We start from the raw sequence: 21,246 nt of genomic DNA on the forward strand, positions 1-21,246 counted from the left end.
AGAAAATATGAGCATTACAGTAAACCTTAGATACACAGGCAAAGGAAATGCCGCAATTGATTTTGCCCGCGAAATGACAGAAAGCGGCGTAGTTGAAAAAATCCGTGCTGAAAAAGGAAACCTTCGTTATGAGTATTATCAGCGTCTTTTTGATGTCAGCCCGGACAAAACCGTGCTTCTCATCGACCAGTGGGAAAATCAAGAAGCGATAGACATTCACCATGCCTCACCGATGATGGCAGAAATCGCACGGCTTCGCGAAAAGTACGACCTTCACATGACGGTAGAGCGATTTGTAGCTGATGAAGGCGGTGTCCCAGAAAGTGACAAGGAATTCATAAGAAAATGAAAAGATTGATTTCGATTCTGTTTCCTGCAATTTTAGTCATAGCTATGGCTTGCGCCGCTGGAAACAATACTGCCCCAACAACAAAAGGAGCTCTCCCCATGAAGCTATACATTCAGATTGATAACGGAACGAGCAAACACACTCTTACAGCAACACTTTACGACAATTCATCTTCGCACGCGCTGGTGGAACTTCTTCAAAAAGGCGAACTCACAATCGACATGCACGATTACGGCAATTTTGAAAAAGTCGGCTCGCTTCAGACATCGCTTCCGCGAAACGACACGCAGATTACAACTGAACCAGGTGACATCATCCTCTATCAGGGAAATCAGATTACGATTTACTACGACACAAACAGCTGGAACTTTACCCTGCTTGGAAAAATTGACGGCATAACAAAAGCCGAACTCAAAAAGATTCTGGGAAAAGGTAATGTGACTGCCGTGCTTTCAATTAACACTTTGGATTAGGAATATGAATACAAACAAGCTCCGTATGCCGCTCGACATTTTGATGACTCTACTCTCCATAATTTTGATGGGCGGTACTGTCCTTTTCCCGGATGACCGCATTCATCAGATTTGTGGAATATCGCTGATTGTTTTATGGGTGGTTCACATTGTGTTGAACAGACGCTGGTATAGCAGTTTATTCAAAGGGAAGTATCAGCCGTACAGAATCATGCAGCTTGTTGTGAATTGCGGCGTTTTGATTTGTGCCTTGTTCCTTATGATAAGCGACCTTTTGATGGCGTGGTTTATTCCGGCTGACTGGGTCGGCGGAGCACTTGGTTTTGCCCGAACTACTCACCTGCTCGCCTCTCACTGGTATTACATTTTCATGGCCTTCCATATCGGATTACATGCCTCAATGATTGCAACCAAAATAAAAATCCGAGGGATTGTGCCGCGCTTAATCTGTATCCTAATCAGCCTGTATGGCGTTTACGCCTTTATCGCACGAGGCCTGTGGAAATACATGTTCGGGCTTCAGCAGTTTTTCTTCTTTGATTTTGAACGCGGTTATATGCTGTTCGTACTGGATTACATTTCGATAATTGTTTTGTTTGGAACAGTGTCGTATTATATCGGAAAGCTTTTCACAAGAGGCAAAAAATGAAGATATCTTCAGAAACATCTGACAAAACAATGATTATCGCAAAACTTACAGAGAAAATGATTGATTTTTCAAAAGGCAACCAGCATGATATAACTCATTTTCTTCAGGTCTGGGCGTTTGCGAAAACCATCGGAAATCTGGAAGGACTGGATGAGGAAACACAGTTTATTCTTGAGGCGGCAGCGCTCGTCCACGACATTGCCTGTCCGCTTTGCCGTGAAAAATATGGTAATACAAATGGAAAAATGCAGGAAAAGGAAGGAGAAATTCTTGCCCGGGATTTTCTTTCTGCTACAGATTTTACATCACATCAGATAGACAGGATTGCATATCTTGTTGGCCACCATCATACTTTCAACGATGTAGATGGATTAGATTATCAGATTCTTCTTGAAGCAGATTATCTTGAGAATGCGATTGAAAATAATTATGCAAAAGAAAATATTGAAAATTTTCTTGAAAGAATCTGTAAGACAGCTGCAGGTAAGAAGTTGATTAAATCAATATTATTACAATGATACGAGGTAAAAATAAGAAGAAAAGACCGCGAAGTAAAAGATTTTGATGAAATTATAGATACCCTGTCCCGATGCAAAGTTCTGCACCTGGCGCTTATAAGCGATGGAAAGCCTTATTCACAGGCAATTCTTGCAAACGGATTTCTTTATACTTCGGGACAGATTCCGCTCAATCCTGAAACCGGGGCAATCGAAGGAAGCTCTATTGAGGCTCAGGCTGAACAGGCTATAAAGAACCTCGGAGAAATTCTTAAGGCGGCAGGAACAGACTTTTCTAAAGTTGTAAAGACTACCTGCTTCCTCGCCCACATTTCAGATTTTGCTGCCTTCAATACGGTTTATGAAAAGTACTTTGTTTCAAAGCCTGCCCGCAGCTGTTTTGAAGTTGCAGCTCTGCCAAAAGGCGCACTTGTTGAAATCGAGGCAGTGGCTGTTGTAGAATAACAGGCATGAAAATCGCAGTAACATACGAAAAAGAAAGCGGGAACGTATTCCAGCATTTTGGAAAAACTCAGTATTTTAAAATCTATCAGATTGAAGATGGAAAGATTGTTTCTTCAGAAGTAATTGATAACGGCGGAAACGGACATCACGCGCTTCCTCCATACCTTAAGAGCCTTGGAGTAGAAACTCTGATTCTTGGAAACCGTGGCCAGGGTGCCGTTGATGCAATTGCCGCTGCCGGCTTAAAAGAAATGCCAGGAATTACCGGTTCTGCCGACGACGCCGCAGAGCTTTTTGCAAAGGGTGAACTCAAGCCTAACTTTGCAGCTAAGTGTGATCATCATCATCACGAATAGATTTTATTCCACAATCCAGCTTTTCTGTGTTGTATTAAAAATCTTATCATCAGAATTCAGTTCGCCGATTAAAAGCGGAGAAGCAGGATTGTGTAATTTCATATTTTCCAGAACAAGTCTGGAATCTGCATTTGCATAACAGTATCGGCACAGATGAGCACAGGAATTGTAAACTCCAATATCCCCGTTTAAAAAACAGGCACATTCTTTTCTTGCAGAATTCTTTTTAGGAACTTTAAGTTTTTTACCAATAGCATTTTCGAGTACTGCAACAGTCTGACAGCCGGAACAGTCCGCACCAAACCGTTCGAGTTCCCTTCCTTCGGCACAAGGACGCAAAGTCATTCCATAATTAGCGGCAATTTCAACAAAAGCTTTTCCAAGAGTAAGCCTCTCCTCTTGAGTCACCTCGCGGGCTTCGGGAAAATTACGTTTCACCTTTGGATATAAATCTATGAAGCTGATTACGGCAGTCTTCGTTGCGCCACAAAGCCTGCGGGCAATATTTTCAAATGCCTTAAGATGATATGGAATCGTATATTTTTCGGAGATAAAAACCGGATCATAACGCCAGCCGACTTTTTCCGGTCCAAGGCGTTTTCCAAGTTCAATAATGCCGTCTGCGACATCAACCTTTTGCGGCACATTAGGCTCAATTTCTTTCCCATAAGGTGTGAGCGAAACATACCACCACTGATTATATTTTGAAAGCTCATTCCAGAGTTCCTGATTTTTCAAAACCGGCAGGGGATTTTTAGTACAGAAAGTAATCAAATCAACAATCTGAGGATTAAGTTCATAGCGCGAAACAGATGAAGGATAAAAGGGATTTCTAACCATCACATACCCTTCTTTAAGCCGGTTCAAAAGCCAGAGAGAATAAAATGCCGGAATGTCTGTTCGCTGTCCTGTCTGGATTATCATTTTTCTACTCTACAAGAACTTCATCCCCAGACCGAACATAACTCAACTGCCCGCCCATGATTTCTTTCATCTGATTGAAAACTGGAAGGCCCGTGCAGTGGCAGGTTGCAAAGTGAGATTTATAGGATTTGAGGCGATTTGCGATTTCTGTGATTTCGGCAGTATCTGCCTCGGAGAACTCGGTGCGCTTCATAAGATGGAAACCGCCGATTACGAGATCTGGAAGTGAGGCCGGGCCAAACTTCCGTTCAAGCGTTTCCATCACATTCAGAATGCCGTTATGCGCACAGCCACAGAAAAGGATTTTCTTTCCGCCGGTTGTCAAAAGCAGATTCTGTTCGTGGTGGAATTCATCCTGAATATACTGTCCGTTGCAAAGCTGACGGAGACGCTTGTTTGTAGAAGGCAGCGGAAAGGTACGATTATCAACAGTAAAAAGCTGAAGCTCATCATCAATTTTTGTGTCACCCTTCAGAAGCTGAACCTGGGGCAGCGAGAGAATCTTTTTATCAATCCCGATATAGCGGAAGCCCTTATCTTCCCCGTCGAAGGCATAATATTCACCACCGGCATTACTCTGCATGTAAATCTTAGTACGAGGATTAATTTCCACAAACGGCAGGATTCCGCCTGAATGATCATAATGTCCGTGGCTTAAAATCACAGTATCAACAGAAGTCAAATCTACACCAAGCTTCTGGGCATTACGAATCACAAGCTCGCTCGGGCTTGTGTCGAACAAAAACCTATGGGCTTGGGTTTCTACATAAAACGAAAGTCCGTGAGCCGCCTCGCAGCCGCTATCGCCTGGTTCATTTTCTACAAGATTTATAATCCGCATTTCAGTTTCCATTTTTCTTATTATATCATATTATATCAGCAGATAAAAAAGGGGAAACGAATGCTGTCATTTGAAAGTGATTATATTGAAGGTGCACATCCAAAGATTCTGGAGGCACTGGCAAAAACAAATATGGGAAGTCTTTCGGGCTATGGTGCCGACGAATATACAAAAGCTGCAAAAGAAAAGATTGCAGCTGCCTGCGCTTTGCCAGATGCACAGATTGCTTTTTTGACTGGCGGCACTCAAACTAATCAGATTGTAATCGACACCATGCTTCATCAGTATGAAGGCGTTGTTGCAGCTCAGAGCGGACATGTAAGCGTCCACGAAGCCGGAGCCATTGAATATACCGGCCGAAAAGTTCTGACACTCCCCTCTCACAATGGAAAAATTGACGCCGCAGAACTTGATTCCTATATTTCTGATTTTTACAAGGATGGAAATCACGAGCACATGGTTTTTCCGGGAATGGTCTATATTTCTCATCCAACGGAATACGGAACCTTGTATTCAAAAACAGAAATGACAGAGATTTCAAAAGTCTGCCGAAAGCATAAAATCCCGCTCTTTCTCGACGGGGCACGACTTGGCTACGGTCTTATGAGCAGACAGTCAGATTTGACTCTCCCTGATATTGCAGAATTTTGTGATGTTTTTTACATAGGCGGAACTAAAGTCGGAGCTCTGTGCGGTGAAGCCCTCGTTTTTACAAAAAAGAATATGCCTCTTCATTTTGAACATCTGGTAAAAAAACACGGTGCTCTTCTGGCAAAAGGACGACTTTTAGCAATTCAGTTTGACACACTCTTTACTGATGATTTGTATTTTGAAATCAGCCGCAATGCAATTGACCGCGCAGAAGAATTAAAGTCTCTCTTTACCAGAAAAGGCTACAAGTTTTTTATGGATTCTCCGACTAACCAGCAGTTTGTAATTCTTGAAAACAATAAACTCAATGAGCTTCAGAAAAAAGTAAAGTTTGCTTTCTGGGAAAAATACGATGACACTCACACGGTCGTAAGATTTGCAACAAGCTGGGCAACCACAAGTGAAAAGATTTCAGAACTGGAAAAAATATTATAAAGATAAGCTGACATTTATTATCAGCATCTTTATTCAGTAATCTCAATCTGGTTTCCTTCAACAGCCACGATGCAGCTTTCGTAATAGCCGTCGCCGGTTGTTCGGGGACCGCTGACAACTTCGTAGCCGTCGGCCTTAAGTCTTGCAGTTAGAGAATCAACTTTTTCCTTGCTGCCAAGACTAAAGGCGACATGAGCGTATCCCGTACGATTCAAATGTTTTTCATCATCTACAAGACCAGGTTTAGTCATCACTTCTAATCTGGCACCATCTTCAAAAGAAATAAAATATGAGCGGAAATCCGTCTTAGGATTGTGATATCCGTTATTCGACTTTCCGCCCAAATATTTCACAAAGAAATCTCTGGCCTTTTCTAAATCATTTACATAAAGTGCAATGTGTTCGATTTTCATATCTGTACCCTCATTTCAGATTCAGCACCATTCCGCTTTCATTTGCAGTAAAGCCCAGCTGAGTATAAAGGAATCGGCCCTGTTCCGTTGCATCAAGGCTTATTTCCGTACAACCTTTTTTGCGGGCTTCTTCAATGAGCATGTTCACCATCTTTTTGCCGATTCCCTGCCTCTGGTATTCTTTGTTTGTGTAGACATTCATAAGATGCGCTCGTTTTCCAGTGGGATGGTCAAACGTTGGCATTATGTTTATGTAGCTGATTGAAGCACAGCCGATTGCTTTTCCACCATCAATTGCAAGAACTGTAGTCTGATTACCGTGAAGAAAATATTCGCGGGAACAGTCCACAATAACTTTATCAAACACGGCATCCGCACTCAGGTTATTCACAACGCGAAGCATCTCAAGCCGGATTTCCATCAAAGTTTCTATATCATTAGCATTTGCTTTTCTGATTTCCAATTTATCTCTCCATAAAAAACTCTACCTGCTCTCCAAGCGGTCCGTAGCAGAATGCCATTCGAATCGGATACACAGGATCAGAAGGAATATCTTTGTTGTTCGGTTCAATAAAAAGATCGTAGCCGGCAGCTTTTACCTTCGCCGCAATTTCATCAACATCATCTGTAAGAAGCGCCATATGACGGATTGCGCCAAGGCAGTGAGTTCCATCTGCATTGGTAAAAATCTCGAGCAGGCCGTTACCCGTATCAATCATCATACCCTCAGCCCACTCGCGTACGATTTTTAAGCCAAGTAACTCAATATAAAACTCGCGAACCTTAGCAAGCTCTTCTGCCGTTCCACATTTCATTGAAATGTGATGGATTCCTTTAATCATTTTTTTACTCCCACTTAAAATTCATTTCTTTGCAACGACTGCAGGCATCTTCAAAACCAAGCTTTTTATACAGCGGATATCCCATAGGGGCTGCCTTGAGTTCGAGAAAATCAAGATTCTGAGTTTTTCCAAAATCGATAATCTGTTTGATGATATTGCCTGCAATTCCCTGGCGTCGTTTTTCTGGAAACGTATAAACATTCATGATATTTCCGGTTCGGCCATGAGGAAATCTCGGATTCGCAGGCCTTTCCTGAATCAGCAAAAAAGCAATTGAAATGATACGCTCTTCTTCCTCTGCCGCAAAAACATAACAATCGCGGTTCAGATGGTTTTTAAGATATTCCTGAAGCTGTGCCTGAATTGTCGCTTCCATTTCCTGAGTCTGCGGACCAATGTCTTCGCGGATAAATTCCATACGACATCTTATAATTTCTTCAAGTTCATTCAACTCTGCTTTTTTGTAATCAATCATTTTTAACCTCTTGATTTATTATAGCAGAGACTTTTGTACAAGACACATTAATCTTCTTTTATTTCAGTCTATACGCCCCCTTCCCGATTTTTTCTGTCTCACCACAATCGGTAAGTTCATTCAAGACCCGCTGTAACTGACGCGGGCTGCAGTGGAGCTGGAAGGCTGCTTTTTCCACTCCCCTCAAAATTTGATCAGGACATTTATAATGCATATATGCAAGGAGTCTTTCTTTCAACGAAGTAGGAACGGCCTCTTTTTTTGTAACTACATCCAGGATTATAGAAGAAGATTTAGCTATCATTCGCAGGAACAAATTATTATCCAAAAGCATTTCCCGATTCTCATTCATCAAAAAGGAAAGACAGGTTACTTTCTCGTTAGCCTCTGCGAAAACTCCAGCATTTTCAATATCAAATAATTCCGACACACCAATAATTACATCTGATTCAGAAGAAGCCAGAGAATAAGAACTTCCATCATTACGGATAAAATAAATCGAAACCAGTCCGGAAACAACAATCTGAAACAATTCATTTTTTGCATCTGGAGCACTAACAAACTCGCCTGTCTCATATTCAGTAAGAAAAAATCCCCCTGAAAGTTTTCCATCCAATGCTTCCAGAACTTCCCTATATCGGCTATTTGAGATTGCAGCAGAGATTTTTGCTTTATCGTAAATTCTTTTCATAAAAATCCTCAACAGGACATATGTCCGGTTTGATATTTTAATTTTAATTTACAATAAACATACTTTCAACAGATTTTTTACAGGAGGCTGATTATGACAGTTTTTGAAGAAAAAAATATCCAGCGTGCAATCATTAAGCTGGGAATTCCTGCCATGCTTGGCAGTCTCGCAACTCTTATTTACAACATGGCCGACACCTATTTTGTTTCCCTCACAAAAAGCTCTGCACAGATTGCAGCAGTCACCCTTTGTATGCCGGTCCTTTTGATTATCATGTCAATTTCAAGTATTTTCGGAATGGGTGGAAGCAGTGTCATTGCCCGCCTGCTTGGCGAAAAACAGCACGAAAATGCAAAGCGCACAATCACTTACAGCACATACCTTATGGCACTCTCAGGAATCATTGTTCTTGTGATCGGCTTGGTACTGCTCAAGCCTATTGCCAGTCTTGCAGGTGCTGATGCAGAAAACATGAGCTTCACCTGTGATTATCTTTTCTGGATTTTCCTTGGAGCTCCTTTCATCATCCTTTCAAACGGACTTGTTCATATTTTCCGTTCAGCCGGATTAATCAAACAGGCAACAACCGGAATTATTCTTGGAAATGGAATTAATATTGTTCTGGACTGGGTATTCATCGTTCTTTTGAATATGGGAACAGCAGGAGCAGCCCTCGCAACTTCAATCGGATTTTTCTGCGCAACAATCTACTTATTCTTCTGCATGTTCATTGAAATCTTACACAAGAACGAGCTCTTCTCTCTTTCACCAAAATATTTTAAGGTAAAACCCCAGACAAGAATTGATGTAATCAAAATCGGAATCCCAGGTAGCCTTATTACAATCATGCTCAGCGTTTCAAACATCGTACTCAATAACTGCATCGGTGGTTACGGTTCAAATGCGGTTGCAGCTTACGGAATTGCCTTCAAAATTGATACCTTCCCTATTATGCTCGGCGTAGGATTGAGTCAGGGAGTTGGACCTCTGCTAGGCTACTGCTACGGTGCAAATCAGAAAGACAGACTCAAAAAAGCAATGACTTTCTCTTCCCTCGATGGAATTATTCTTGGAGCAATCTTCACTGTTGCCTTCCTCTTATTCAGTCGTCCTCTGGTTTCCATCTTCTTACAGGACAGCGAACTGATTGAACTTTCAGCCCGCTTCCTTAGAGTGCTCTGCCTATCAGCTGCTTTCTTGGGAATTGTGAACATGGTCACTGCATACTTCCAGGCACTCGGAAAAGCAAAGAGCTCACTCATAATCACAATGCTCCGAAACGTAATCCTCTTTATTCCGGGAGTTCTCATCCTGAATGCCCTCTTTGGAATAAACGGTGCCATTGCAGCTCAGCCAGTTGTAGAAATCATCCTTACTGCCATCTGCCTTTTGATGATGAACTACAGTCAGAAGAAAGAAGAAAAACTGATGCTGAAAACTCAGGCTGCATAACTGACTTCGTCCTCTTTTTGTAATCAAATGTTTGCCAACAGGAAAACACTATGGCAAGCATTTTGATTAAAGACACAACCCGTGAACAGCGCGAACTCAATATGGAAGCCAACTGCGGCTTTGAAGTAGCACATACTCGCTGCGCTCGTTTGCATGAGTAGAAATTATTTAACACGCCGCTTTCGCGGCTGGCGCATCCGGAAGAAAGAAAATCCGGCTGCAATATGATTTAATCTGATATATAAGAGGACAAGAAAAATGGTAAAGCACATAATCTTATGGACATTAAAAGAAATGAGCGATTCTGAAAAAGAATCTGTAAAAGCCGGAATACGTCTGGTCAAGGCACGCTTCGCTTAAAGCCTTGACTCAGCCGTTTTTAGGGTTTGTAATAAACCCTAAATCAAAGAAGGTCTCGAAGGCTATTCAAAGCATCACCCCGTCAAATCCCGATTTGTCATCGTCTATAAAACCGCAAGATAAAATTACAATCAAAATCTTACACCAGGTTCTTACAAAAACCAATTAGTATTTGACTTATAGATATGCGGATTGTATAGTCAATTTTAATAATCCTTGAGCTTCATGATGAATGCTTTTTTGGCATCACCGTCAAAGCCCAGGTTTCTGTAGAACTGGTGGGCTTCTTTCCTGAAGCTTGCGCTTTCCAGAATCACCTTGTAGCAGTCTCGCTCGCGGGCAAAGGCAATCGCCCTTTCCATAACTTTTCTGCCCAGTCCCTGGCCTCTGTAATCCTTGTCGGTGACAACGTTTTCGACAAAGCAGGCGGAGCTTCCAAGCCGGGTGAGGTTCGGGATTATAAGGCAGAAACAGGTCGAAATGACTTTTCCGTCCTCGACCGCGCCAAAGTATTTAATGTTTTTGTTGCCTTCAATTCCGCTTTTCCAAACCAGGCGAGCGTCTTCCACCGAAAAGCCTTCGTTCGAGCCGTCAAGCTGCTCGTACAATTTTATCAGCGAATCCAAATCGCCTTCGTTCAATTCTCGAATTTCCATAATTTATTACTCCTCAGTTTATTCCGACTTTGCCTTAAGCTCCAATGCCCTTTCTAATGCCCAATTCTGCATTTCAAGATACATCTTGCCGCTAAGCTCGTCATAGTCAATCCACATAAATTTGTGGTCGCTTTCCGTCGGCTCTGAAATTTTCTCAGCTAGACTTCCCGCATAATATGTTTGAATCGGATGGAAATAGCCGATTGTCTCATGCAGGAAATAGGTCTCGGCAGAACAGATTTTTTCTCCGACCGCCGCTTCAAAACCAGCTTCTTCCAGACACTCGCGTTTTATGCATTCGTTGTGGCTTTCTCCTTTTTCGATTCCGCCTCCAAGAAAGAAAAATCCCTTGGGTGTTTTTACTATTCCCACCTTGCCGTCTTTTACAGGAATCAAATAGGCACCTTTCCTGTCAACATATTCCGCATTTTCCTTTGCACCGAACACTTTATGCAAAGACATGTTTTTAAAATCTAGGCTCATGTGCTTTTCGTAGTCGTCAAGTTTTATTTCTTCCCACGGATTCGCCATTTTTATTCCACCTTCACTTTATGCATTATCCTCAGCCTTTGCGCCTCGTTCGCCGCAAAGCCGAACTTTTCATAGAAAGGAATCTTGTCAGGCATTGCACAAAGTTCGACGGCAATTTCCGTTCCCTCCGCGCCGTTGGCGTTAATGTATTCAAGAATTTCGCCAATCAAAATTCTTCCCAAACCCCTTCCCTGATAGCCGGGATGGACAACGACATCTTTAATGTAATAGCACAAACCCTTGTCGCCAATCGCCCTTGCCATCGCCACAATTTTTTCGCCGTCGAAAATCGACACCTTGAAGAGCGTGTTTTTCATCGCAAGCTCCGTCTGCTCCAAAGAAGGCGGCTCGCCCCACACGGATTCCCACAGAAAAATGAATTCCTTTGCGTTAAGCTCGTTGTATTTTATTGTAAAGCCATTCTCTGTTTTCTTGGTTGTCATTTTTCACCTCACTTCAATTTTTTTTTCATACACGCGGGAGCTTTCGCCGTAAATACTTTGCGCTTCTTCGCGGAAGGCAAAGCCGTATTTTTCGTACAGGCCAATATGGTCTGTGGAAACGTAAAGCGCGCTCTTGCCTTCCTCTTTTGCAAGCCGTTCCGCTTCTTTGAACAAATCATGTATATAAGTTTTTGCCGCTTCAATTATTTCTTCATTCATATTTTCTCTATTCTTTTTCCAAAACAAATCTAAACACTTTTACATCGCCATCCATCTCAGAGCCCTGAATTTTAAAGCCGCATTTTTCTGTGTAAAACTTTACATTCTGACTTTTATCAGCAGGCGTAACCAGGGTGAATTTCTTCCAATCCTTGTAATATGATTTTGCAAATTCCATGGCAGCAGTTCCAATTCCTCTGCCCTGAAACTCTGGAATCACACACAAACATCCAACTTCAAACTTTCCTTTCTCGATTTCTTTGCAGGAAATGCAGCCGACCGCTTTGCCGTCATTCATAATCAGAAATTTAGGATAATCAATTATCGACTTCTCCATCATCTCTTTGCTTCTTCCATACGCAGGACACTCGCCGTATTTTATGAAGTCCGCGTAAAACGAGGAATTGTAAATTTCTACGAGCCGTTCAGCATCCGAAATCTCGGCTTTTCGAAAATCAATTTTCATATTTTATTCTCCGTATGCTTTCCGTGACCGTAATAGATTGTCCGCTGCCCTGCATATCTTGGAATTTCATTTTGATAAAGCAAAAACTGGCTTTCAAAATATTCCTTATCAATCATGATTGTGTAATAATTCGGAAATTCGACGGCCTTGTCTTCGTGGGGGATGTTGGGAGAGACAATAGAGGCAAGATAATAATTTTTCTTCAGTTCGATTCTTGGGGGAATCAAGAAATCATCCGTCCCGAATTCTATTATTATCATATAGGACGGATGAACATGCTGTTCTTTTACGGCAAATTCGCAAAAGCCCATCGACTGAATGAAGAGGGCAAAATTTCTAAATGCATAGCAGTCAACATTCTTTAAGTTTGACTCTGTAATCGAATCTCCGACTAATTTTTTAATGACTTCCATGTTTTTCATTCCGCTTCCTTGCAATTTAAGAGTATTCTTTCCAGCAGCCCCTCGAATCGGATTATTTCATCATCAGTAAAGCCCTTGTAGAAAATTCCGTTCATTTTACAAAGTCTGCCATTTCCTTTTCAAGAAGCCTGAACACGTTGGCGATTAAGAATCCGTCGGCAACAGCGTGATTGAGGCGAACGGAAACAGGCATCAAAAGCCTGCCGTTTTCTTCGCGGTATTTTCCCCAGTTGACGATTGGAAGAAAATACGGATAGCCGTCAGGAAGCTCGATGTTCAGTGAGTCGTAGGAAAGCCAGGAAATGTAGGATGCGTCAAACCAGTTGGGATGATTTGCGGCATCAAGTCCGTAGTCCCGGGTTTTCTTTGCCTTTTCAACGTCTTCCAGCGCATTTTTATAGAAAATTTCGTAGTCTTCGCTGTAAGTTGTATAGACCGGCGTACAGGTTTCGGTATCTTCGTGGAAGACATACTGAATCGGATTTATCCTGTCGTAGCAGATGAGTTCCTTTGTCTGCCAGAGATACGCCATCTTGTAATCGTCACGCGAGTTGAGCACTTTTGAAAGAATGTAGAGAAAGTTGATGTAGAACTTTGTGTCCTTCGCCTTTGAATATGCGACAAGAGCCGTAACGTCGATTCTTGCCGTGATGGATGTGGAGCACTTACAGTCTTCCGTAAAATGACGGTACACGCCCTTCCTGTAATACGTTTCCTGATTAATTACTTTGTAGTTCAATTTTAGTCCTCCTTAAAACTATTCAAGCTGTAGCCGTGCCGCTTCTGCTGCGTGAATCAAAGTTGTGTCGTAAACCGGCAGAACGCTGTCTTTCTGGCTGATGAGCATTCCGATTTCCGTGCAGCCGAGGATTACGCCTTCTGCACCAAGCGCCTTCATCTTTTCAATAATCAATTTATACTTTTCGCGCGACGAATCAATAATTTTTCCAAGACAAAGTTCGTTGAAAATCACATCGTCAACAATCGCAATGTCCTCTTCGCAGGGAACAAGGACCTCAAGTCCTGCCTTAACAAGACGTTCCTTGATAAAGTCCTGAGTCATCGTAAAGCGCGTTCCCAAAAGCGCGACCTTGCGGCGGCCGTCCCTTTTTATGACATTCGCAGTCGCGTCCGCAATATGAAGAATCGGAACGTTGATTTTCTTTTCAATCTGAGGCACAAGCTTATGCATCGTGTTTGTTGCAATTACGATGAAATCAGCGCCGGCTTTTTCAAGTCTTTTGGAAGCTTCCGCAAGAATTTTTGCGTTGCCATCCCAGTTGCCTTCCGACATGTTTTTTTCAAGCTCAGCAAAATCAACGCTGTACATTAAAATTTTTGATGAATGAAATCCGCCAAGTTCTTTTTTTATAGTCTCGTTAATAACCTGATAATATGTAACCGTGCTTTCCCAGCTCATTCCACCGATTAATCCAATTGTCTTCATACCTTCTCGCGTCTCCTGAATTCCGCATTTTTAATTTCGGATTCAGTATATGCCAGAATGCTGTGACTGGAAATAAAAAACACACAAGATGCATATTTTACACGATGAAATGCAATTCTTTTTTCACGTCTTGTGATAATATACCAGCTATACTTACGGAGGCAGATATAGAAATGACTGTTTTTTTTGATTTAGACAGGACACTGATGGATTTTGAGATTGGCGAAGACATGGGAATTAAAGCCGTGTTCGATACTTATAACGACGAAATAAAAATGGACTATCCTGAATTCCGCTTAAAATGGAAAGAAACCGCACAGAAGGCTTTTGACGAATATTCAGCCGGACTCCATACATTTGACGAACAGCGGCATCTGAGGGTTAAAAGAATGTTTGAGATGAACGGCAGCATCCTTGATGAAAAAGAACTGGAAAAAAGATTCCAGCTTTACTGGTCTAATTACGAAAAGGGCGTTACCTTATTCCCCGATACGCGCGGCATTCTTGACAACCTGAAAAATCATAATATTCCGACAGGCCTTATTTCAAACGGCGATCCGTCAAACCAGTACTGGAAGCTCAACAAGGAAAATCTTAAAGAATATTTTGATCCGATTATTATCTCGGGCGAAGTTGGCGTAAGCAAGCCTGATCTTCACATTTTTGAAATTGCACTCGAGCGAGCCGCCACCAGCAAAGAAAGCTCCTGGTATATCGGAGACAGCCCGGTTCACGATATTGAGCCGGCGTTAAAATTCGGGATGAATGTAATTTACCTGAACCGCAAGCTTGATGGCGATGCGCTTATCTGTCATCAGGAAAAGCCTGCATATTTTGAAGTCGGCTCGCTTAATAAAGCCTGGAAAATTATTGAAAATAATAAAAAATAAGGCAGGTCTTGAAGGCTTCTGGTATTATATTTTTATCGGAGCATTTGAAGCATCTGCGATTCATTATGCGGTTGCAAAAATTTTTGGGCCACTAATTTTTGGAAGGGGCTGGTGCGGATTTGCCTGCTGGACTGCAATGGTGCTTGATTTTCTTCCTTACAAAGTACCGGAAAAATCAGCAAAAAAGCCAAAGCATATCGGATGGATAAGATACGTTCTGTTCGCATCTTCATTTATTTTTGTAACAGCATTATTTTTGACGCATGTGCCCGATGGAAGTAAAGATTACAGATAATTCACGCAAGCGAGTTAACGGAACTGAATGCATTCTTTGCATGGAATGTAAAAACATATGTCCGAAAGAAGTGTTATATTAATGAACTAAAAAAGCAAAAAGGAGAAATTCAAAATGAGCAATACAATTGAAGACAGCTTAACATTGCTTGACGAATCATACATTGAGCAAATGGCGGACCTTTTTAAGAAAGCATTTGCAGGCGAACCATGGAACGACGACTGGAGCGACCGCACTCAGCTTTTGGAATATGTAAAGGAAATTTCAGGCGGATACAATGCACTCAACTACGGTATTATCCGCGACGGAAAGCTTGCTGCAATGACGCTCGGAATGGTCCGTCACTGGTGGGAAGGGACGAACTACAACATCGAAGAGCTTTGCGTTGACCCGGCTCTTCAGGGACAGGGAATCGGAACTCGTCTTTTAAAACTGGTTTCAGAAGAAATAAAGAAAAAAGGGTGCCACGGAATTTTCCTTCAGACTGACAGCGATAAGCCGGCCTTCAAGTTTTATTTGAAAAACGGATTCAACAATCTTGAAACTCATGTAAGCCTGTACAAGAACATTTTGCAATAGAAAAATTGCGTACTAAAAAAACTTACTCAGACCGAACTTGGCAAAGCATAAGCTTTACCCGGAGCAGGAAGCAGAATCATAAAGCAAATAAAAAGCAGTATGATTGCCGAAAGAATGCAGATAGCCAGACGAATCATATTTTTCACGCAAGCCTTCCTTTATCCAGCATTTTCTTTATATCCCGAGATTTTTTCTTGCTTCGTCATTGTTTATGGTGACCATTCCGACGGTCTTGCAGTTTTTGAGTTGAGCGCAAGAACCGCATGTTTCCATCTTTTTTGACTGGGCGCATTTTTTTATCTGGCACATGCTTTCGCAATATGGCGTTTTACGTCCGTCCATGCGGCAGCCGTCGCAGTTTATCATTTCCGGTGTGATTTCAACGCCGTTCAGTTCGCTCCAGTATTTCGCAGTTTTTTCACGCAAAGCCTGGTCGTTGTTTTGTGTGGCGATGTAAGCGTCGCATTTTTCGCAGTCTAAGCCGCAGTAAGCAATAAGTTTTTTCATAATAGTACCCCTTTCTTTTTGATTCAATTATAGTACAGGAAGCGGAGAAAGGGATTGTTTTTCAGACAAGATGCATTTTTTCAAGATGAAATGCAATCAGTCCAAACTCATTCCGCTTCCTTGCAATTTAAGAGTATTCTTTGTGATAATACAAAAGCCAGCCAGTCTGCCACAAGTCTTCTTTTACGCTCTGGTCGGTAACTTCTTCGATTGTTCCGCTCGCGCAGATTCCATATTCATTTTTTCCATAGATTCCTTCCACTTACAATCCTAATTCATACAAATAAAAATCAGTCCAGCCGGTGTTGTCGGCAAACCAATGCTGCTTCCCGCAAAATACAAAACCAAGACTTTCGTACAGTTTCTGAGCAGGAAGATTTGAAGAAAGTGCGTCAAAGCGGCAGGCTTTCATTTTTTTAGTCCGTCCAAGTTCCAGCGCAGACTGAATCATTTTCTTTCCGATTCCTTTTCCCTGAAAATCCGGCATGATTCCAAGAATATGAAGTACCATCACCTCGTCATCATTTGCCTCAACCTGCCATTTTACAGGATGATAATCTTCTCCCTGAGAGAACGTGATTGCGATCACTCCCGCAAGATTCCCATCCTCCATAAACAGGTACATGTTTCCACCGTCGATGTACATTTGAATCATTTCGTCGGTTGGATGCTTTCCGTATTCCCAGCGGGCGTATTCCTTCATACTCGGCGTGCGGTTAATTATGTCGATGTATGCCGACTTTATTTTTTCAAAATCCGAGGCAGATGCTTTTACAAGATTATTCATGCGCTCCCCCGACAGCCCAGTTTTTTCATTTTTGTTTTCTCTCCTTCCTATATCTCAAAATCCGCTCGGACTTCCAGGATGCTGCGGCTTTCCTTCAAAATTTCTTTGAGGCGGGAATCCAGATCGCTGTGCAATTAAAATTTTTTTCATGCAAAGCGAGTCGGCCATGGAAACATAAGGCCCGTAATTCTTTATGATTTCAAATCCGAGCTTTTTATACACATGGCAGGATTCTTGCAGCAATTCGCCGGTCTCAAGGATTATATTCTTAAAACCAAGCTCCTTTGCCCAGTTAATCAACTCCTGAACGAGCCTTGTTCCGATTCCATGCCCCTGAAATTTTTCTCGCACAAAGATTCTTTTGAGTTCTACGGCATTTTCTATATCATCGTAAGTATATTCTCGCAAAGCTCCCGCCCCCACAACTTCATCGCCCGAATAAACGACAACAGCTTCTTTTATATCATCAAGCAGATTGTATTGGTGATATTGCTTACGCTCGACAACCCTTCCAAGCCGCCTGTCTAAATCCAAATCCAAAAGGTAGCAATTTTCTATAAAATCACTATCGTTGCCGGAACATCTTTTCATTCGACAGTTCATTTTTACTTCTCGCTTCCAAGAGTTTTAATCAAATTTTGTACTTCTTCAAGCTTAGGCGGATTGAGCGGAAGCGGGAACCTTGAAATTGCAATGCCAGAACATGCGCTTGCAAACCGAACAAGTTTCTCATCGCTCATTTTGTGAAGCAGGCCGTACACACATCCAGCCTTAAATGTATCTCCGGCTCCCAAAGTGCTTCTGACTTCAACAGAAAAAGGCTTCATACGGTGGATTTTGCCGCCTTTTCGCCCATAAAGCATTTCACCGCCACCCTGAGTGATAATCGTGAGGCCTTCGCTCTCTGCCTGCATGAGTTTCATGATTTCTTCGGCAGACATTCCCTTGTAGTGCTGGGACGTGCATTCTTTGGAAACGACGTTGATTGCCGAATTCTTGTGCAAAGGCGAATCATGAGGGCTGTCGATTGTGACATAAGGCACGCCAAGTTTTTGGCAGAGTTCAGCCGCTAGCAATGTTTCAGAACCAAAGAAAGGGTCTATTGCAGCGACCTTACAGCCGGCGATGTCTTCTTTTTTGGGAACGCTCCACCATCTTTTCCCACTCGAAAAAAGTGTCTGGAATCTTCCCATCGGTGAGCGAACAAGCCCTGCGATCACAACATAATCCATAACGCCCTTGTCATCCTCTACAAAATTGAGAAGCGACAGGTCAACGTTCTTTTTTTCATAAAAGGCTTTGAGCATGGGCGCGACTTCTGTACCAATCCATGTACCGTCCATGCGAACCGAAACGCCAAGAGAATCAAGCACTGTTGCAGCAGTTCCAGTCTCACCGCCCGGAAGAAAATACTGATCTTTGATTTCAGAATATTCGTCAGGCTGCAAAAAACCGCCTTTCAGCAAGAATGAATGAGTTCCAAGCACTTGTCCGAACAAATAAGCTTCCATAACTTTTCTCATCTCCCCTGTTTCAATGAAAATTTAATTTAAACCACCGCGCAAAATCCTGAACTTTGTCTGATTTTCCCAGATTTGACAGAGCGCAGGAAAATTTTTGTCCGGCTCCAGCATTAGTTCTGCAAGCTTGTCCAGTTCATCGAGTTCTTCTTCGCTCAATTTAAAATCCTTAAATACAACATATTCCGGCTGATGAAGAAAAATTATTTCCTCGTTCATAAGGCAGTGAAAGTCATAAAAAAGAGCGCGTATTGCAGCCGCAAGTCCGTAAGTAACCGGCCAGGAAGCAAAGGACACCTGTTTTTCGGAAAGTTCTCCCCGGCGGAGTTTTAAATATGCCTGACCGCCTGTGAGATATCGTTCTCGAGGAATATTGTTTGGATCAAAACTGATGTTGGGGTCAAGGTGAATGTCTGCATCGGTCAAAATCCAGCAATCAGATTTTTGATCGTACCATTCCGTAATCCAGTGGTCCCGATTTTCACCATCTTCCTTGATGTAAGGCGCAAATCCGCTTCGAACACGGGCTGGAATTCCTTTTGCTTTTAAAGTTGCAGCCAGCATGATTGCCTGACAGCGGCATGTGATATGAATCTTGTCCTTTGCGCTTCGATTTACCGAATATTCAGGGTTCAGACGCAAAAGTTCAGCAAACATGCTCAGGGCATTTGGAAACCAGTCTTCCTCAAAATTAAGGCGGGTCAAAGGAACCTGGCTCAAATCTCCCCAGAAACCATCTTTTTCCATCCTTGTCGCAGGATTCAAAAGTCCTACAGGATGAATTGTCTGCTTTCTCTGTAAAATGCAAAGCTCATTGATATCATCAGGAAGATTTCTGGCAAAATCCCGGTAAAGTCCCAGTTCTGTAAAAGGGCTTGTTTTTTTGTAAAATTCGCAGATTTCCTTTTTCATTTTTTGCTCCCTATTTTATTACCTCATCCTATTCAATGTCGTTTCACCATTCCGCGCGAACTTCAAGAATGTTGCCGCTCGTATTTAGAATTTCTTTAAGCCGCGCGTCCAAATCAGTGTGGTTGTCGCAGTAATCTTTTTCGCCAAATTCAGGGCGGGCGGGAAAGGCAAGAATTTCTTTTTCGAGACTGAACTGAGCGTTTACCCCGGCTTTGTTTCCGCGTGCATCAAGGCGAATCCATTTTTGCAACGAATCGATATAGACAGTGTTCAATGCATGGATAATATAGCCGTCGCTTGCATCATCGGCACGTGTCAGATACTGGTAGCTTATTCCGCCAGGTATTTTATTTGCACGAAGCAGGGCTGCGAGCAGGCATGATTTTGTCCAGCAGATGCCGGTTCCGTTTTTGAGCACGTCGCTTGCCTTTTTTGAGACCACGGTGAGCCTTGCGTCCCAACTGTGGGGAATCTCGTCGCGCACAAATCTGTATGCCCTTTCGATGTAGTCCACCTCATCAGAAGAAGCTGCTTTCAGTTCGTCCGCTTTCTGCACAAGCAGCGGATTTGAAAAATCAATACAGTCCGTTTCCCTTAAGAATTCAGATAAATCTTCCATTAAGCTTTTTCTCCCTACCTGTTCTCTTCAAGAATCCTCAGGCCGTCTTCGATTTCCTCGCCAAGGACTTCCTGAATTTTCTGGAAATTCTTTTTCTTGTGAAGGCTGTCGAGAACTTTCAATAATTCCTTTTTGCCGTGTTTTTGTATGAAAAGAGCCATCGCCCTTATGGCGTTTGTATCTTTGCCCAATGAGTAAAAGCCTTTTTTGCAATCATAAAGCTCGTCGCATTCATAGCAGCCGTCAAGGCCTTTTTCTTTGCAGCAGGCTGTGTTGGGGCATACACCGTCTGGGGAACAGGTCGCGAACGAACAGGTGTTGTAAATTGTCCTGCACGAACCGCACCAGGCCGTAAGAAAACAGTGATTGCAGGAAAGCCCGCAGCAGGCAATCTGGTCTACGCCTTTTTTTGCCTCCTGACACAGCTTGTTTTTGATTCGACGCATTGCTTCCACGTGCATAATCCAGTGGCGGGAAAATGGCATCTGTATCAAGCCTTTTACATTTTTACCGCACCAGAAATCAATCAGCCAGGAAGCAGAATCGTCGTCACTGACGCACTCGCCTGCAATAAGTCTTTCTTTGTCCTCAACCGAAAACTTCCGCTTTAAGTCTGAAAATCGCAGGCTCTTCAAAAGCTCATTTGTGGAATCCATCACCGCCTTGCAATAGTCATAAAGGGCTTTTACGTTGAGCTTTTTTGAAAAATCAATCATCGCCTCGCCGGCAAGCTCGTTTCCGGTTGTAATAATCGGGCTGCTTATTTTCTCTATCCAATTGCTTTCAAAAAGAATCTGCCTGTTATTCAAAATCAATGTGTGAGCTACAATGTCTTCGATGCGGAAAAGATGCCAGAGCGACCATGCGAGAGTTGAATTATGATTTTTGTCGCCGTGACCAAAGGGAAGCTGATAAAAAGCTACCGGAGGAAATGTTTTTACAATAGAAGTAATCTGCTCAAACAAGTTGCCGCGTAATTCAAGAAGAAGATTTATGCCTTCAGAGAAGGTCGCTTCCTTAGAAATGAGAGTTTGCATTTTTTTATTTTTTTCTGACCATTCTTTATCCATGTTAAGCTCC

At 42.5% G+C, this 21,246-nt stretch carries 35 protein-coding genes; 12 read left to right on the top strand and 23 right to left on the bottom strand.

All coding sequences use genetic code 11. The annotated features are described in order from the left end of the window. Positions 1 to 7: 7 nt before the first annotated feature. The 6 genes from MSI_RS08725 (at position 8) to MSI_RS08745 (ending at position 2,789) form a co-directional block, all read left to right on the top strand. Positions 8 to 349 (top strand): putative quinol monooxygenase, encoded by a 342-nt coding sequence (locus tag MSI_RS08725; protein WP_009105883.1) that lies wholly within the window; start codon positions 8 to 10, stop codon positions 347 to 349. A gap of 98 nt (positions 350 to 447) precedes the next feature. Then, a complete protein-coding gene (locus MSI_RS08730) occupies positions 448 to 822 on the top strand; it encodes a cyclophilin-like fold protein (protein ID WP_009105885.1) in 375 nt (124 codons plus the stop codon). 4 nt (positions 823 to 826) lie between these two features. Next, entirely contained in the window at positions 827 to 1,471 is a 645-nt protein-coding gene (locus MSI_RS08735; RefSeq protein ID WP_009105888.1) for a DUF4405 domain-containing protein, read from the top strand. Further along, complete coding sequence (locus MSI_RS08740; protein WP_009105891.1) at positions 1,468 to 1,989, top strand: HD domain-containing protein; 522 nt, start codon at positions 1,468 to 1,470, stop codon at positions 1,987 to 1,989. Before MSI_RS08735 ends, MSI_RS08740 begins: the two co-directional genes overlap by 4 nt. 81 nt (positions 1,990 to 2,070) lie before the next feature. After that, positions 2,071 to 2,433 carry a Rid family detoxifying hydrolase gene (locus tag MSI_RS14300; RefSeq protein ID WP_081481377.1) on the top strand — a complete coding sequence of 121 codons (363 nt, stop codon included), beginning with the start codon at positions 2,071 to 2,073 and terminating at the stop codon, positions 2,431 to 2,433. Positions 2,434 to 2,438: 5 nt separating this feature from the next. Beyond that, positions 2,439 to 2,789 carry a NifB/NifX family molybdenum-iron cluster-binding protein gene (locus tag MSI_RS08745; RefSeq protein ID WP_009105894.1) on the top strand — a complete coding sequence of 117 codons (351 nt, stop codon included), beginning with the start codon at positions 2,439 to 2,441 and terminating at the stop codon, positions 2,787 to 2,789. 3 nt (positions 2,790 to 2,792) lie between these two features. Here MSI_RS08745 and MSI_RS08750 read toward each other — a convergent pair whose 3' ends face one another. Both MSI_RS08750 and MSI_RS08755 read right to left on the bottom strand, forming a co-directional pair. Next, positions 2,793 to 3,713: a DUF1848 domain-containing protein gene (locus MSI_RS08750; protein WP_009105895.1), complete on the bottom strand. Its 921-nt coding sequence runs from the start codon at positions 3,711 to 3,713 to the stop codon at positions 2,793 to 2,795. 4 nt (positions 3,714 to 3,717) lie between these two features. Continuing rightward, positions 3,718 to 4,566 carry an MBL fold metallo-hydrolase gene (locus tag MSI_RS08755; RefSeq protein ID WP_202799334.1) on the bottom strand — a complete coding sequence of 283 codons (849 nt, stop codon included), beginning with the start codon at positions 4,564 to 4,566 and terminating at the stop codon, positions 3,718 to 3,720. A gap of 48 nt (positions 4,567 to 4,614) precedes the next feature. Between MSI_RS08755 and MSI_RS08760 the strand changes: the two genes are divergently transcribed. Beyond that, positions 4,615 to 5,640 (top strand): low specificity L-threonine aldolase, encoded by a 1,026-nt coding sequence (locus MSI_RS08760; RefSeq protein WP_009105899.1) that lies wholly within the window; start codon positions 4,615 to 4,617, stop codon positions 5,638 to 5,640. A gap of 29 nt (positions 5,641 to 5,669) precedes the next feature. Here MSI_RS08760 and MSI_RS08765 read toward each other — a convergent pair whose 3' ends face one another. The 5 genes from MSI_RS08765 to MSI_RS08785 are packed head-to-tail and all read right to left on the bottom strand — an operon-like array spanning position 5,670 to position 8,061. Continuing rightward, positions 5,670 to 6,053: a VOC family protein gene (locus MSI_RS08765; RefSeq protein WP_009105901.1), complete on the bottom strand. Its 384-nt coding sequence runs from the start codon at positions 6,051 to 6,053 to the stop codon at positions 5,670 to 5,672. Between the two features lie 10 nt (positions 6,054 to 6,063). Continuing rightward, positions 6,064 to 6,516, bottom strand: a complete 453-nt coding sequence (locus MSI_RS08770) for a GNAT family N-acetyltransferase (protein ID WP_009105903.1) — start codon at positions 6,514 to 6,516, stop codon at positions 6,064 to 6,066. Between the two features lies 1 nt (position 6,517). Continuing rightward, positions 6,518 to 6,895, bottom strand: a complete 378-nt coding sequence (locus MSI_RS08775; RefSeq protein ID WP_009105905.1) for a VOC family protein — start codon at positions 6,893 to 6,895, stop codon at positions 6,518 to 6,520. 4 nt (positions 6,896 to 6,899) lie between these two features. Continuing rightward, positions 6,900 to 7,370 carry a GNAT family N-acetyltransferase gene (locus MSI_RS08780; RefSeq protein ID WP_009105907.1) on the bottom strand — a complete coding sequence of 157 codons (471 nt, stop codon included), beginning with the start codon at positions 7,368 to 7,370 and terminating at the stop codon, positions 6,900 to 6,902. Between the two features lie 58 nt (positions 7,371 to 7,428). Next, positions 7,429 to 8,061, bottom strand: coding sequence for a cyclic nucleotide-binding domain-containing protein (locus MSI_RS08785; protein WP_009105909.1), 633 nt, complete (start codon positions 8,059 to 8,061; stop codon positions 7,429 to 7,431). 93 nt (positions 8,062 to 8,154) lie between these two features. On the opposite strand from MSI_RS08785, the gene MSI_RS08790 reads away from it, so the two are divergent. Continuing rightward, positions 8,155 to 9,513 (top strand): MATE family efflux transporter, encoded by a 1,359-nt coding sequence (locus tag MSI_RS08790; RefSeq protein ID WP_009105911.1) that lies wholly within the window; start codon positions 8,155 to 8,157, stop codon positions 9,511 to 9,513. 566 nt (positions 9,514 to 10,079) lie between these two features. Here MSI_RS08790 and MSI_RS08795 read toward each other — a convergent pair. From MSI_RS08795 to MSI_RS08830, 8 genes are all read right to left on the bottom strand, one after another. After that, positions 10,080 to 10,529 (bottom strand): GNAT family N-acetyltransferase, encoded by a 450-nt coding sequence (locus MSI_RS08795; protein WP_009105919.1) that lies wholly within the window; start codon positions 10,527 to 10,529, stop codon positions 10,080 to 10,082. A gap of 18 nt (positions 10,530 to 10,547) precedes the next feature. Next, the gene (locus MSI_RS08800) at positions 10,548 to 11,060 is read right to left on the bottom strand and encodes an NUDIX hydrolase (protein ID WP_009105921.1); all 513 of its coding nucleotides are present in this window, start codon (positions 11,058 to 11,060) and stop codon (positions 10,548 to 10,550) included. Positions 11,061 to 11,062: 2 nt separating this feature from the next. After that, on the bottom strand, positions 11,063 to 11,503 hold the full coding sequence (locus tag MSI_RS08805) for a GNAT family N-acetyltransferase (protein ID WP_009105923.1): 441 nt from the start codon (positions 11,501 to 11,503) through the stop codon (positions 11,063 to 11,065). Between the two features lie 3 nt (positions 11,504 to 11,506). Next, positions 11,507 to 11,722 carry a hypothetical protein gene (locus MSI_RS08810; RefSeq protein WP_009105925.1) on the bottom strand — a complete coding sequence of 72 codons (216 nt, stop codon included), beginning with the start codon at positions 11,720 to 11,722 and terminating at the stop codon, positions 11,507 to 11,509. 7 nt (positions 11,723 to 11,729) lie between these two features. After that, on the bottom strand, positions 11,730 to 12,188 hold the full coding sequence (locus MSI_RS08815) for a GNAT family N-acetyltransferase (protein WP_009105928.1): 459 nt from the start codon (positions 12,186 to 12,188) through the stop codon (positions 11,730 to 11,732). Then, positions 12,185 to 12,610, bottom strand: a complete 426-nt coding sequence (locus tag MSI_RS08820; protein WP_009105930.1) for a hypothetical protein — start codon at positions 12,608 to 12,610, stop codon at positions 12,185 to 12,187. Before MSI_RS08820 ends, MSI_RS08815 begins: the two co-directional genes overlap by 4 nt. A gap of 91 nt (positions 12,611 to 12,701) precedes the next feature. After that, positions 12,702 to 13,349 carry a CatA-like O-acetyltransferase, family 3 gene (locus MSI_RS08825; RefSeq protein ID WP_009105932.1) on the bottom strand — a complete coding sequence of 216 codons (648 nt, stop codon included), beginning with the start codon at positions 13,347 to 13,349 and terminating at the stop codon, positions 12,702 to 12,704. A gap of 18 nt (positions 13,350 to 13,367) precedes the next feature. Next, entirely contained in the window at positions 13,368 to 14,057 is a 690-nt protein-coding gene (locus MSI_RS08830) for an aspartate/glutamate racemase family protein (protein ID WP_009105933.1), read from the bottom strand. Positions 14,058 to 14,230: 173 nt separating this feature from the next. On the opposite strand from MSI_RS08830, the gene MSI_RS08835 reads away from it, so the two are divergent. Genes MSI_RS08835 through MSI_RS08845 form a run of 4 tightly spaced genes read left to right on the top strand, consistent with a single transcriptional unit; the run spans position 14,231 to position 15,821 of the window. Further along, positions 14,231 to 14,947, top strand: coding sequence for an HAD family hydrolase (locus MSI_RS08835; protein WP_009105935.1), 717 nt, complete (start codon positions 14,231 to 14,233; stop codon positions 14,945 to 14,947). Next, positions 14,928 to 15,242: a hypothetical protein gene (locus MSI_RS08840; RefSeq protein WP_050983920.1), complete on the top strand. Its 315-nt coding sequence runs from the start codon at positions 14,928 to 14,930 to the stop codon at positions 15,240 to 15,242. The genes MSI_RS08835 and MSI_RS08840 overlap by 20 nt, the downstream gene beginning before the upstream one ends. Beyond that, entirely contained in the window at positions 15,220 to 15,324 is a 105-nt protein-coding gene (locus MSI_RS15190; RefSeq protein WP_369759195.1) for a 4Fe-4S binding protein, read from the top strand. The genes MSI_RS08840 and MSI_RS15190 overlap by 23 nt, the downstream gene beginning before the upstream one ends. Positions 15,325 to 15,356: 32 nt before the next feature. Next, the gene (locus MSI_RS08845) at positions 15,357 to 15,821 is read left to right on the top strand and encodes a GNAT family N-acetyltransferase (RefSeq protein WP_009105937.1); all 465 of its coding nucleotides are present in this window, start codon (positions 15,357 to 15,359) and stop codon (positions 15,819 to 15,821) included. Between the two features lie 174 nt (positions 15,822 to 15,995). On the opposite strand, the gene MSI_RS08850 is transcribed toward MSI_RS08845, so the two are convergent. The 8 genes from MSI_RS08850 to MSI_RS14305 form a co-directional block, all read right to left on the bottom strand. Continuing rightward, positions 15,996 to 16,328: a DUF3795 domain-containing protein gene (locus MSI_RS08850; RefSeq protein WP_009105939.1), complete on the bottom strand. Its 333-nt coding sequence runs from the start codon at positions 16,326 to 16,328 to the stop codon at positions 15,996 to 15,998. Positions 16,329 to 16,455: 127 nt separating this feature from the next. Continuing rightward, on the bottom strand, positions 16,456 to 16,590 hold the full coding sequence (locus MSI_RS15145; protein WP_009105942.1) for a hypothetical protein: 135 nt from the start codon (positions 16,588 to 16,590) through the stop codon (positions 16,456 to 16,458). Next, the gene (locus MSI_RS08855; RefSeq protein WP_009105944.1) at positions 16,591 to 17,115 is read right to left on the bottom strand and encodes a GNAT family N-acetyltransferase; all 525 of its coding nucleotides are present in this window, start codon (positions 17,113 to 17,115) and stop codon (positions 16,591 to 16,593) included. Positions 17,116 to 17,169: 54 nt separating this feature from the next. Further along, positions 17,170 to 17,706 (bottom strand): GNAT family N-acetyltransferase, encoded by a 537-nt coding sequence (locus tag MSI_RS08860; protein WP_202799336.1) that lies wholly within the window; start codon positions 17,704 to 17,706, stop codon positions 17,170 to 17,172. A gap of 14 nt (positions 17,707 to 17,720) precedes the next feature. Continuing rightward, positions 17,721 to 18,638 (bottom strand): carbohydrate kinase family protein, encoded by a 918-nt coding sequence (locus MSI_RS08865; protein WP_039924616.1) that lies wholly within the window; start codon positions 18,636 to 18,638, stop codon positions 17,721 to 17,723. A gap of 21 nt (positions 18,639 to 18,659) precedes the next feature. Then, the gene (locus MSI_RS08870) at positions 18,660 to 19,547 is read right to left on the bottom strand and encodes a transglutaminase domain-containing protein (RefSeq protein WP_009105950.1); all 888 of its coding nucleotides are present in this window, start codon (positions 19,545 to 19,547) and stop codon (positions 18,660 to 18,662) included. A 43-nt stretch (positions 19,548 to 19,590) separates the two neighbouring features. After that, the gene (locus MSI_RS08875) at positions 19,591 to 20,166 is read right to left on the bottom strand and encodes a transglutaminase family protein (protein ID WP_009105952.1); all 576 of its coding nucleotides are present in this window, start codon (positions 20,164 to 20,166) and stop codon (positions 19,591 to 19,593) included. A gap of 14 nt (positions 20,167 to 20,180) precedes the next feature. Continuing rightward, positions 20,181 to 21,236: a DUF3795 domain-containing protein gene (locus tag MSI_RS14305; RefSeq protein ID WP_009105954.1), complete on the bottom strand. Its 1,056-nt coding sequence runs from the start codon at positions 21,234 to 21,236 to the stop codon at positions 20,181 to 20,183. Positions 21,237 to 21,246: the final 10 nt, after the last annotated feature.

It is taken from the genome of Treponema sp. JC4, assembly GCF_000260795.1.
Classification (GTDB): Bacteria; Spirochaetota; Spirochaetia; order Treponematales; family Treponemataceae; genus Treponema_D.

What these genes read in the sequence shown, in the direction of transcription:
- MSI_RS08725 (WP_009105883.1), top strand. Translation starts at nt 8, where the DNA reads ATGAGCATTACAGTAAACCTTAGATACACAGGCAAAGGAAATGCCGCA.
- MSI_RS08730 (WP_009105885.1), top strand. Translation starts at nt 448, where the DNA reads ATGAAGCTATACATTCAGATTGATAACGGAACGAGCAAACACACTCTT.
- MSI_RS08735 (WP_009105888.1), top strand. Translation starts at nt 827, where the DNA reads ATGAATACAAACAAGCTCCGTATGCCGCTCGACATTTTGATGACTCTA.
- MSI_RS08740 (WP_009105891.1), top strand. Translation starts at nt 1,468, where the DNA reads ATGAAGATATCTTCAGAAACATCTGACAAAACAATGATTATCGCAAAA.
- MSI_RS08745 (WP_009105894.1), top strand. Translation starts at nt 2,439, where the DNA reads ATGAAAATCGCAGTAACATACGAAAAAGAAAGCGGGAACGTATTCCAG.
- MSI_RS08750 (WP_009105895.1), bottom strand. Translation starts at nt 3,713, where the DNA reads ATGATAATCCAGACAGGACAGCGAACAGACATTCCGGCATTTTATTCT.
- MSI_RS08755 (WP_202799334.1), bottom strand. Translation starts at nt 4,566, where the DNA reads ATGGAAACTGAAATGCGGATTATAAATCTTGTAGAAAATGAACCAGGC.
- MSI_RS08760 (WP_009105899.1), top strand. Translation starts at nt 4,615, where the DNA reads ATGCTGTCATTTGAAAGTGATTATATTGAAGGTGCACATCCAAAGATT.
- MSI_RS08765 (WP_009105901.1), bottom strand. Translation starts at nt 6,053, where the DNA reads ATGAAAATCGAACACATTGCACTTTATGTAAATGATTTAGAAAAGGCC.
- MSI_RS08775 (WP_009105905.1), bottom strand. Translation starts at nt 6,895, where the DNA reads ATGATTAAAGGAATCCATCACATTTCAATGAAATGTGGAACGGCAGAA.
- MSI_RS08780 (WP_009105907.1), bottom strand. Translation starts at nt 7,370, where the DNA reads ATGATTGATTACAAAAAAGCAGAGTTGAATGAACTTGAAGAAATTATA.
- MSI_RS08785 (WP_009105909.1), bottom strand. Translation starts at nt 8,061, where the DNA reads ATGAAAAGAATTTACGATAAAGCAAAAATCTCTGCTGCAATCTCAAAT.
- MSI_RS08790 (WP_009105911.1), top strand. Translation starts at nt 8,155, where the DNA reads ATGACAGTTTTTGAAGAAAAAAATATCCAGCGTGCAATCATTAAGCTG.
- MSI_RS08795 (WP_009105919.1), bottom strand. Translation starts at nt 10,529, where the DNA reads ATGGAAATTCGAGAATTGAACGAAGGCGATTTGGATTCGCTGATAAAA.
- MSI_RS08800 (WP_009105921.1), bottom strand. Translation starts at nt 11,060, where the DNA reads ATGGCGAATCCGTGGGAAGAAATAAAACTTGACGACTACGAAAAGCAC.
- MSI_RS08805 (WP_009105923.1), bottom strand. Translation starts at nt 11,503, where the DNA reads ATGACAACCAAGAAAACAGAGAATGGCTTTACAATAAAATACAACGAG.
- MSI_RS08810 (WP_009105925.1), bottom strand. Translation starts at nt 11,722, where the DNA reads ATGAATGAAGAAATAATTGAAGCGGCAAAAACTTATATACATGATTTG.
- MSI_RS08815 (WP_009105928.1), bottom strand. Translation starts at nt 12,188, where the DNA reads ATGAAAATTGATTTTCGAAAAGCCGAGATTTCGGATGCTGAACGGCTC.
- MSI_RS08820 (WP_009105930.1), bottom strand. Translation starts at nt 12,610, where the DNA reads ATGAAAAACATGGAAGTCATTAAAAAATTAGTCGGAGATTCGATTACA.
- MSI_RS08830 (WP_009105933.1), bottom strand. Translation starts at nt 14,057, where the DNA reads ATGAAGACAATTGGATTAATCGGTGGAATGAGCTGGGAAAGCACGGTT.
- MSI_RS08835 (WP_009105935.1), top strand. Translation starts at nt 14,231, where the DNA reads ATGACTGTTTTTTTTGATTTAGACAGGACACTGATGGATTTTGAGATT.
- MSI_RS15190 (WP_369759195.1), top strand. Translation starts at nt 15,220, where the DNA reads ATGGAAGTAAAGATTACAGATAATTCACGCAAGCGAGTTAACGGAACT.
- MSI_RS08845 (WP_009105937.1), top strand. Translation starts at nt 15,357, where the DNA reads ATGAGCAATACAATTGAAGACAGCTTAACATTGCTTGACGAATCATAC.
- MSI_RS08850 (WP_009105939.1), bottom strand. Translation starts at nt 16,328, where the DNA reads ATGAAAAAACTTATTGCTTACTGCGGCTTAGACTGCGAAAAATGCGAC.
- MSI_RS08855 (WP_009105944.1), bottom strand. Translation starts at nt 17,115, where the DNA reads ATGAATAATCTTGTAAAAGCATCTGCCTCGGATTTTGAAAAAATAAAG.
- MSI_RS08860 (WP_202799336.1), bottom strand. Translation starts at nt 17,706, where the DNA reads ATGAAAAGATGTTCCGGCAACGATAGTGATTTTATAGAAAATTGCTAC.
- MSI_RS08865 (WP_039924616.1), bottom strand. Translation starts at nt 18,638, where the DNA reads ATGAGAAAAGTTATGGAAGCTTATTTGTTCGGACAAGTGCTTGGAACT.
- MSI_RS08870 (WP_009105950.1), bottom strand. Translation starts at nt 19,547, where the DNA reads ATGAAAAAGGAAATCTGCGAATTTTACAAAAAAACAAGCCCTTTTACA.
- MSI_RS08875 (WP_009105952.1), bottom strand. Translation starts at nt 20,166, where the DNA reads ATGGAAGATTTATCTGAATTCTTAAGGGAAACGGACTGTATTGATTTT.
- MSI_RS14305 (WP_009105954.1), bottom strand. Translation starts at nt 21,236, where the DNA reads ATGGATAAAGAATGGTCAGAAAAAAATAAAAAAATGCAAACTCTCATT.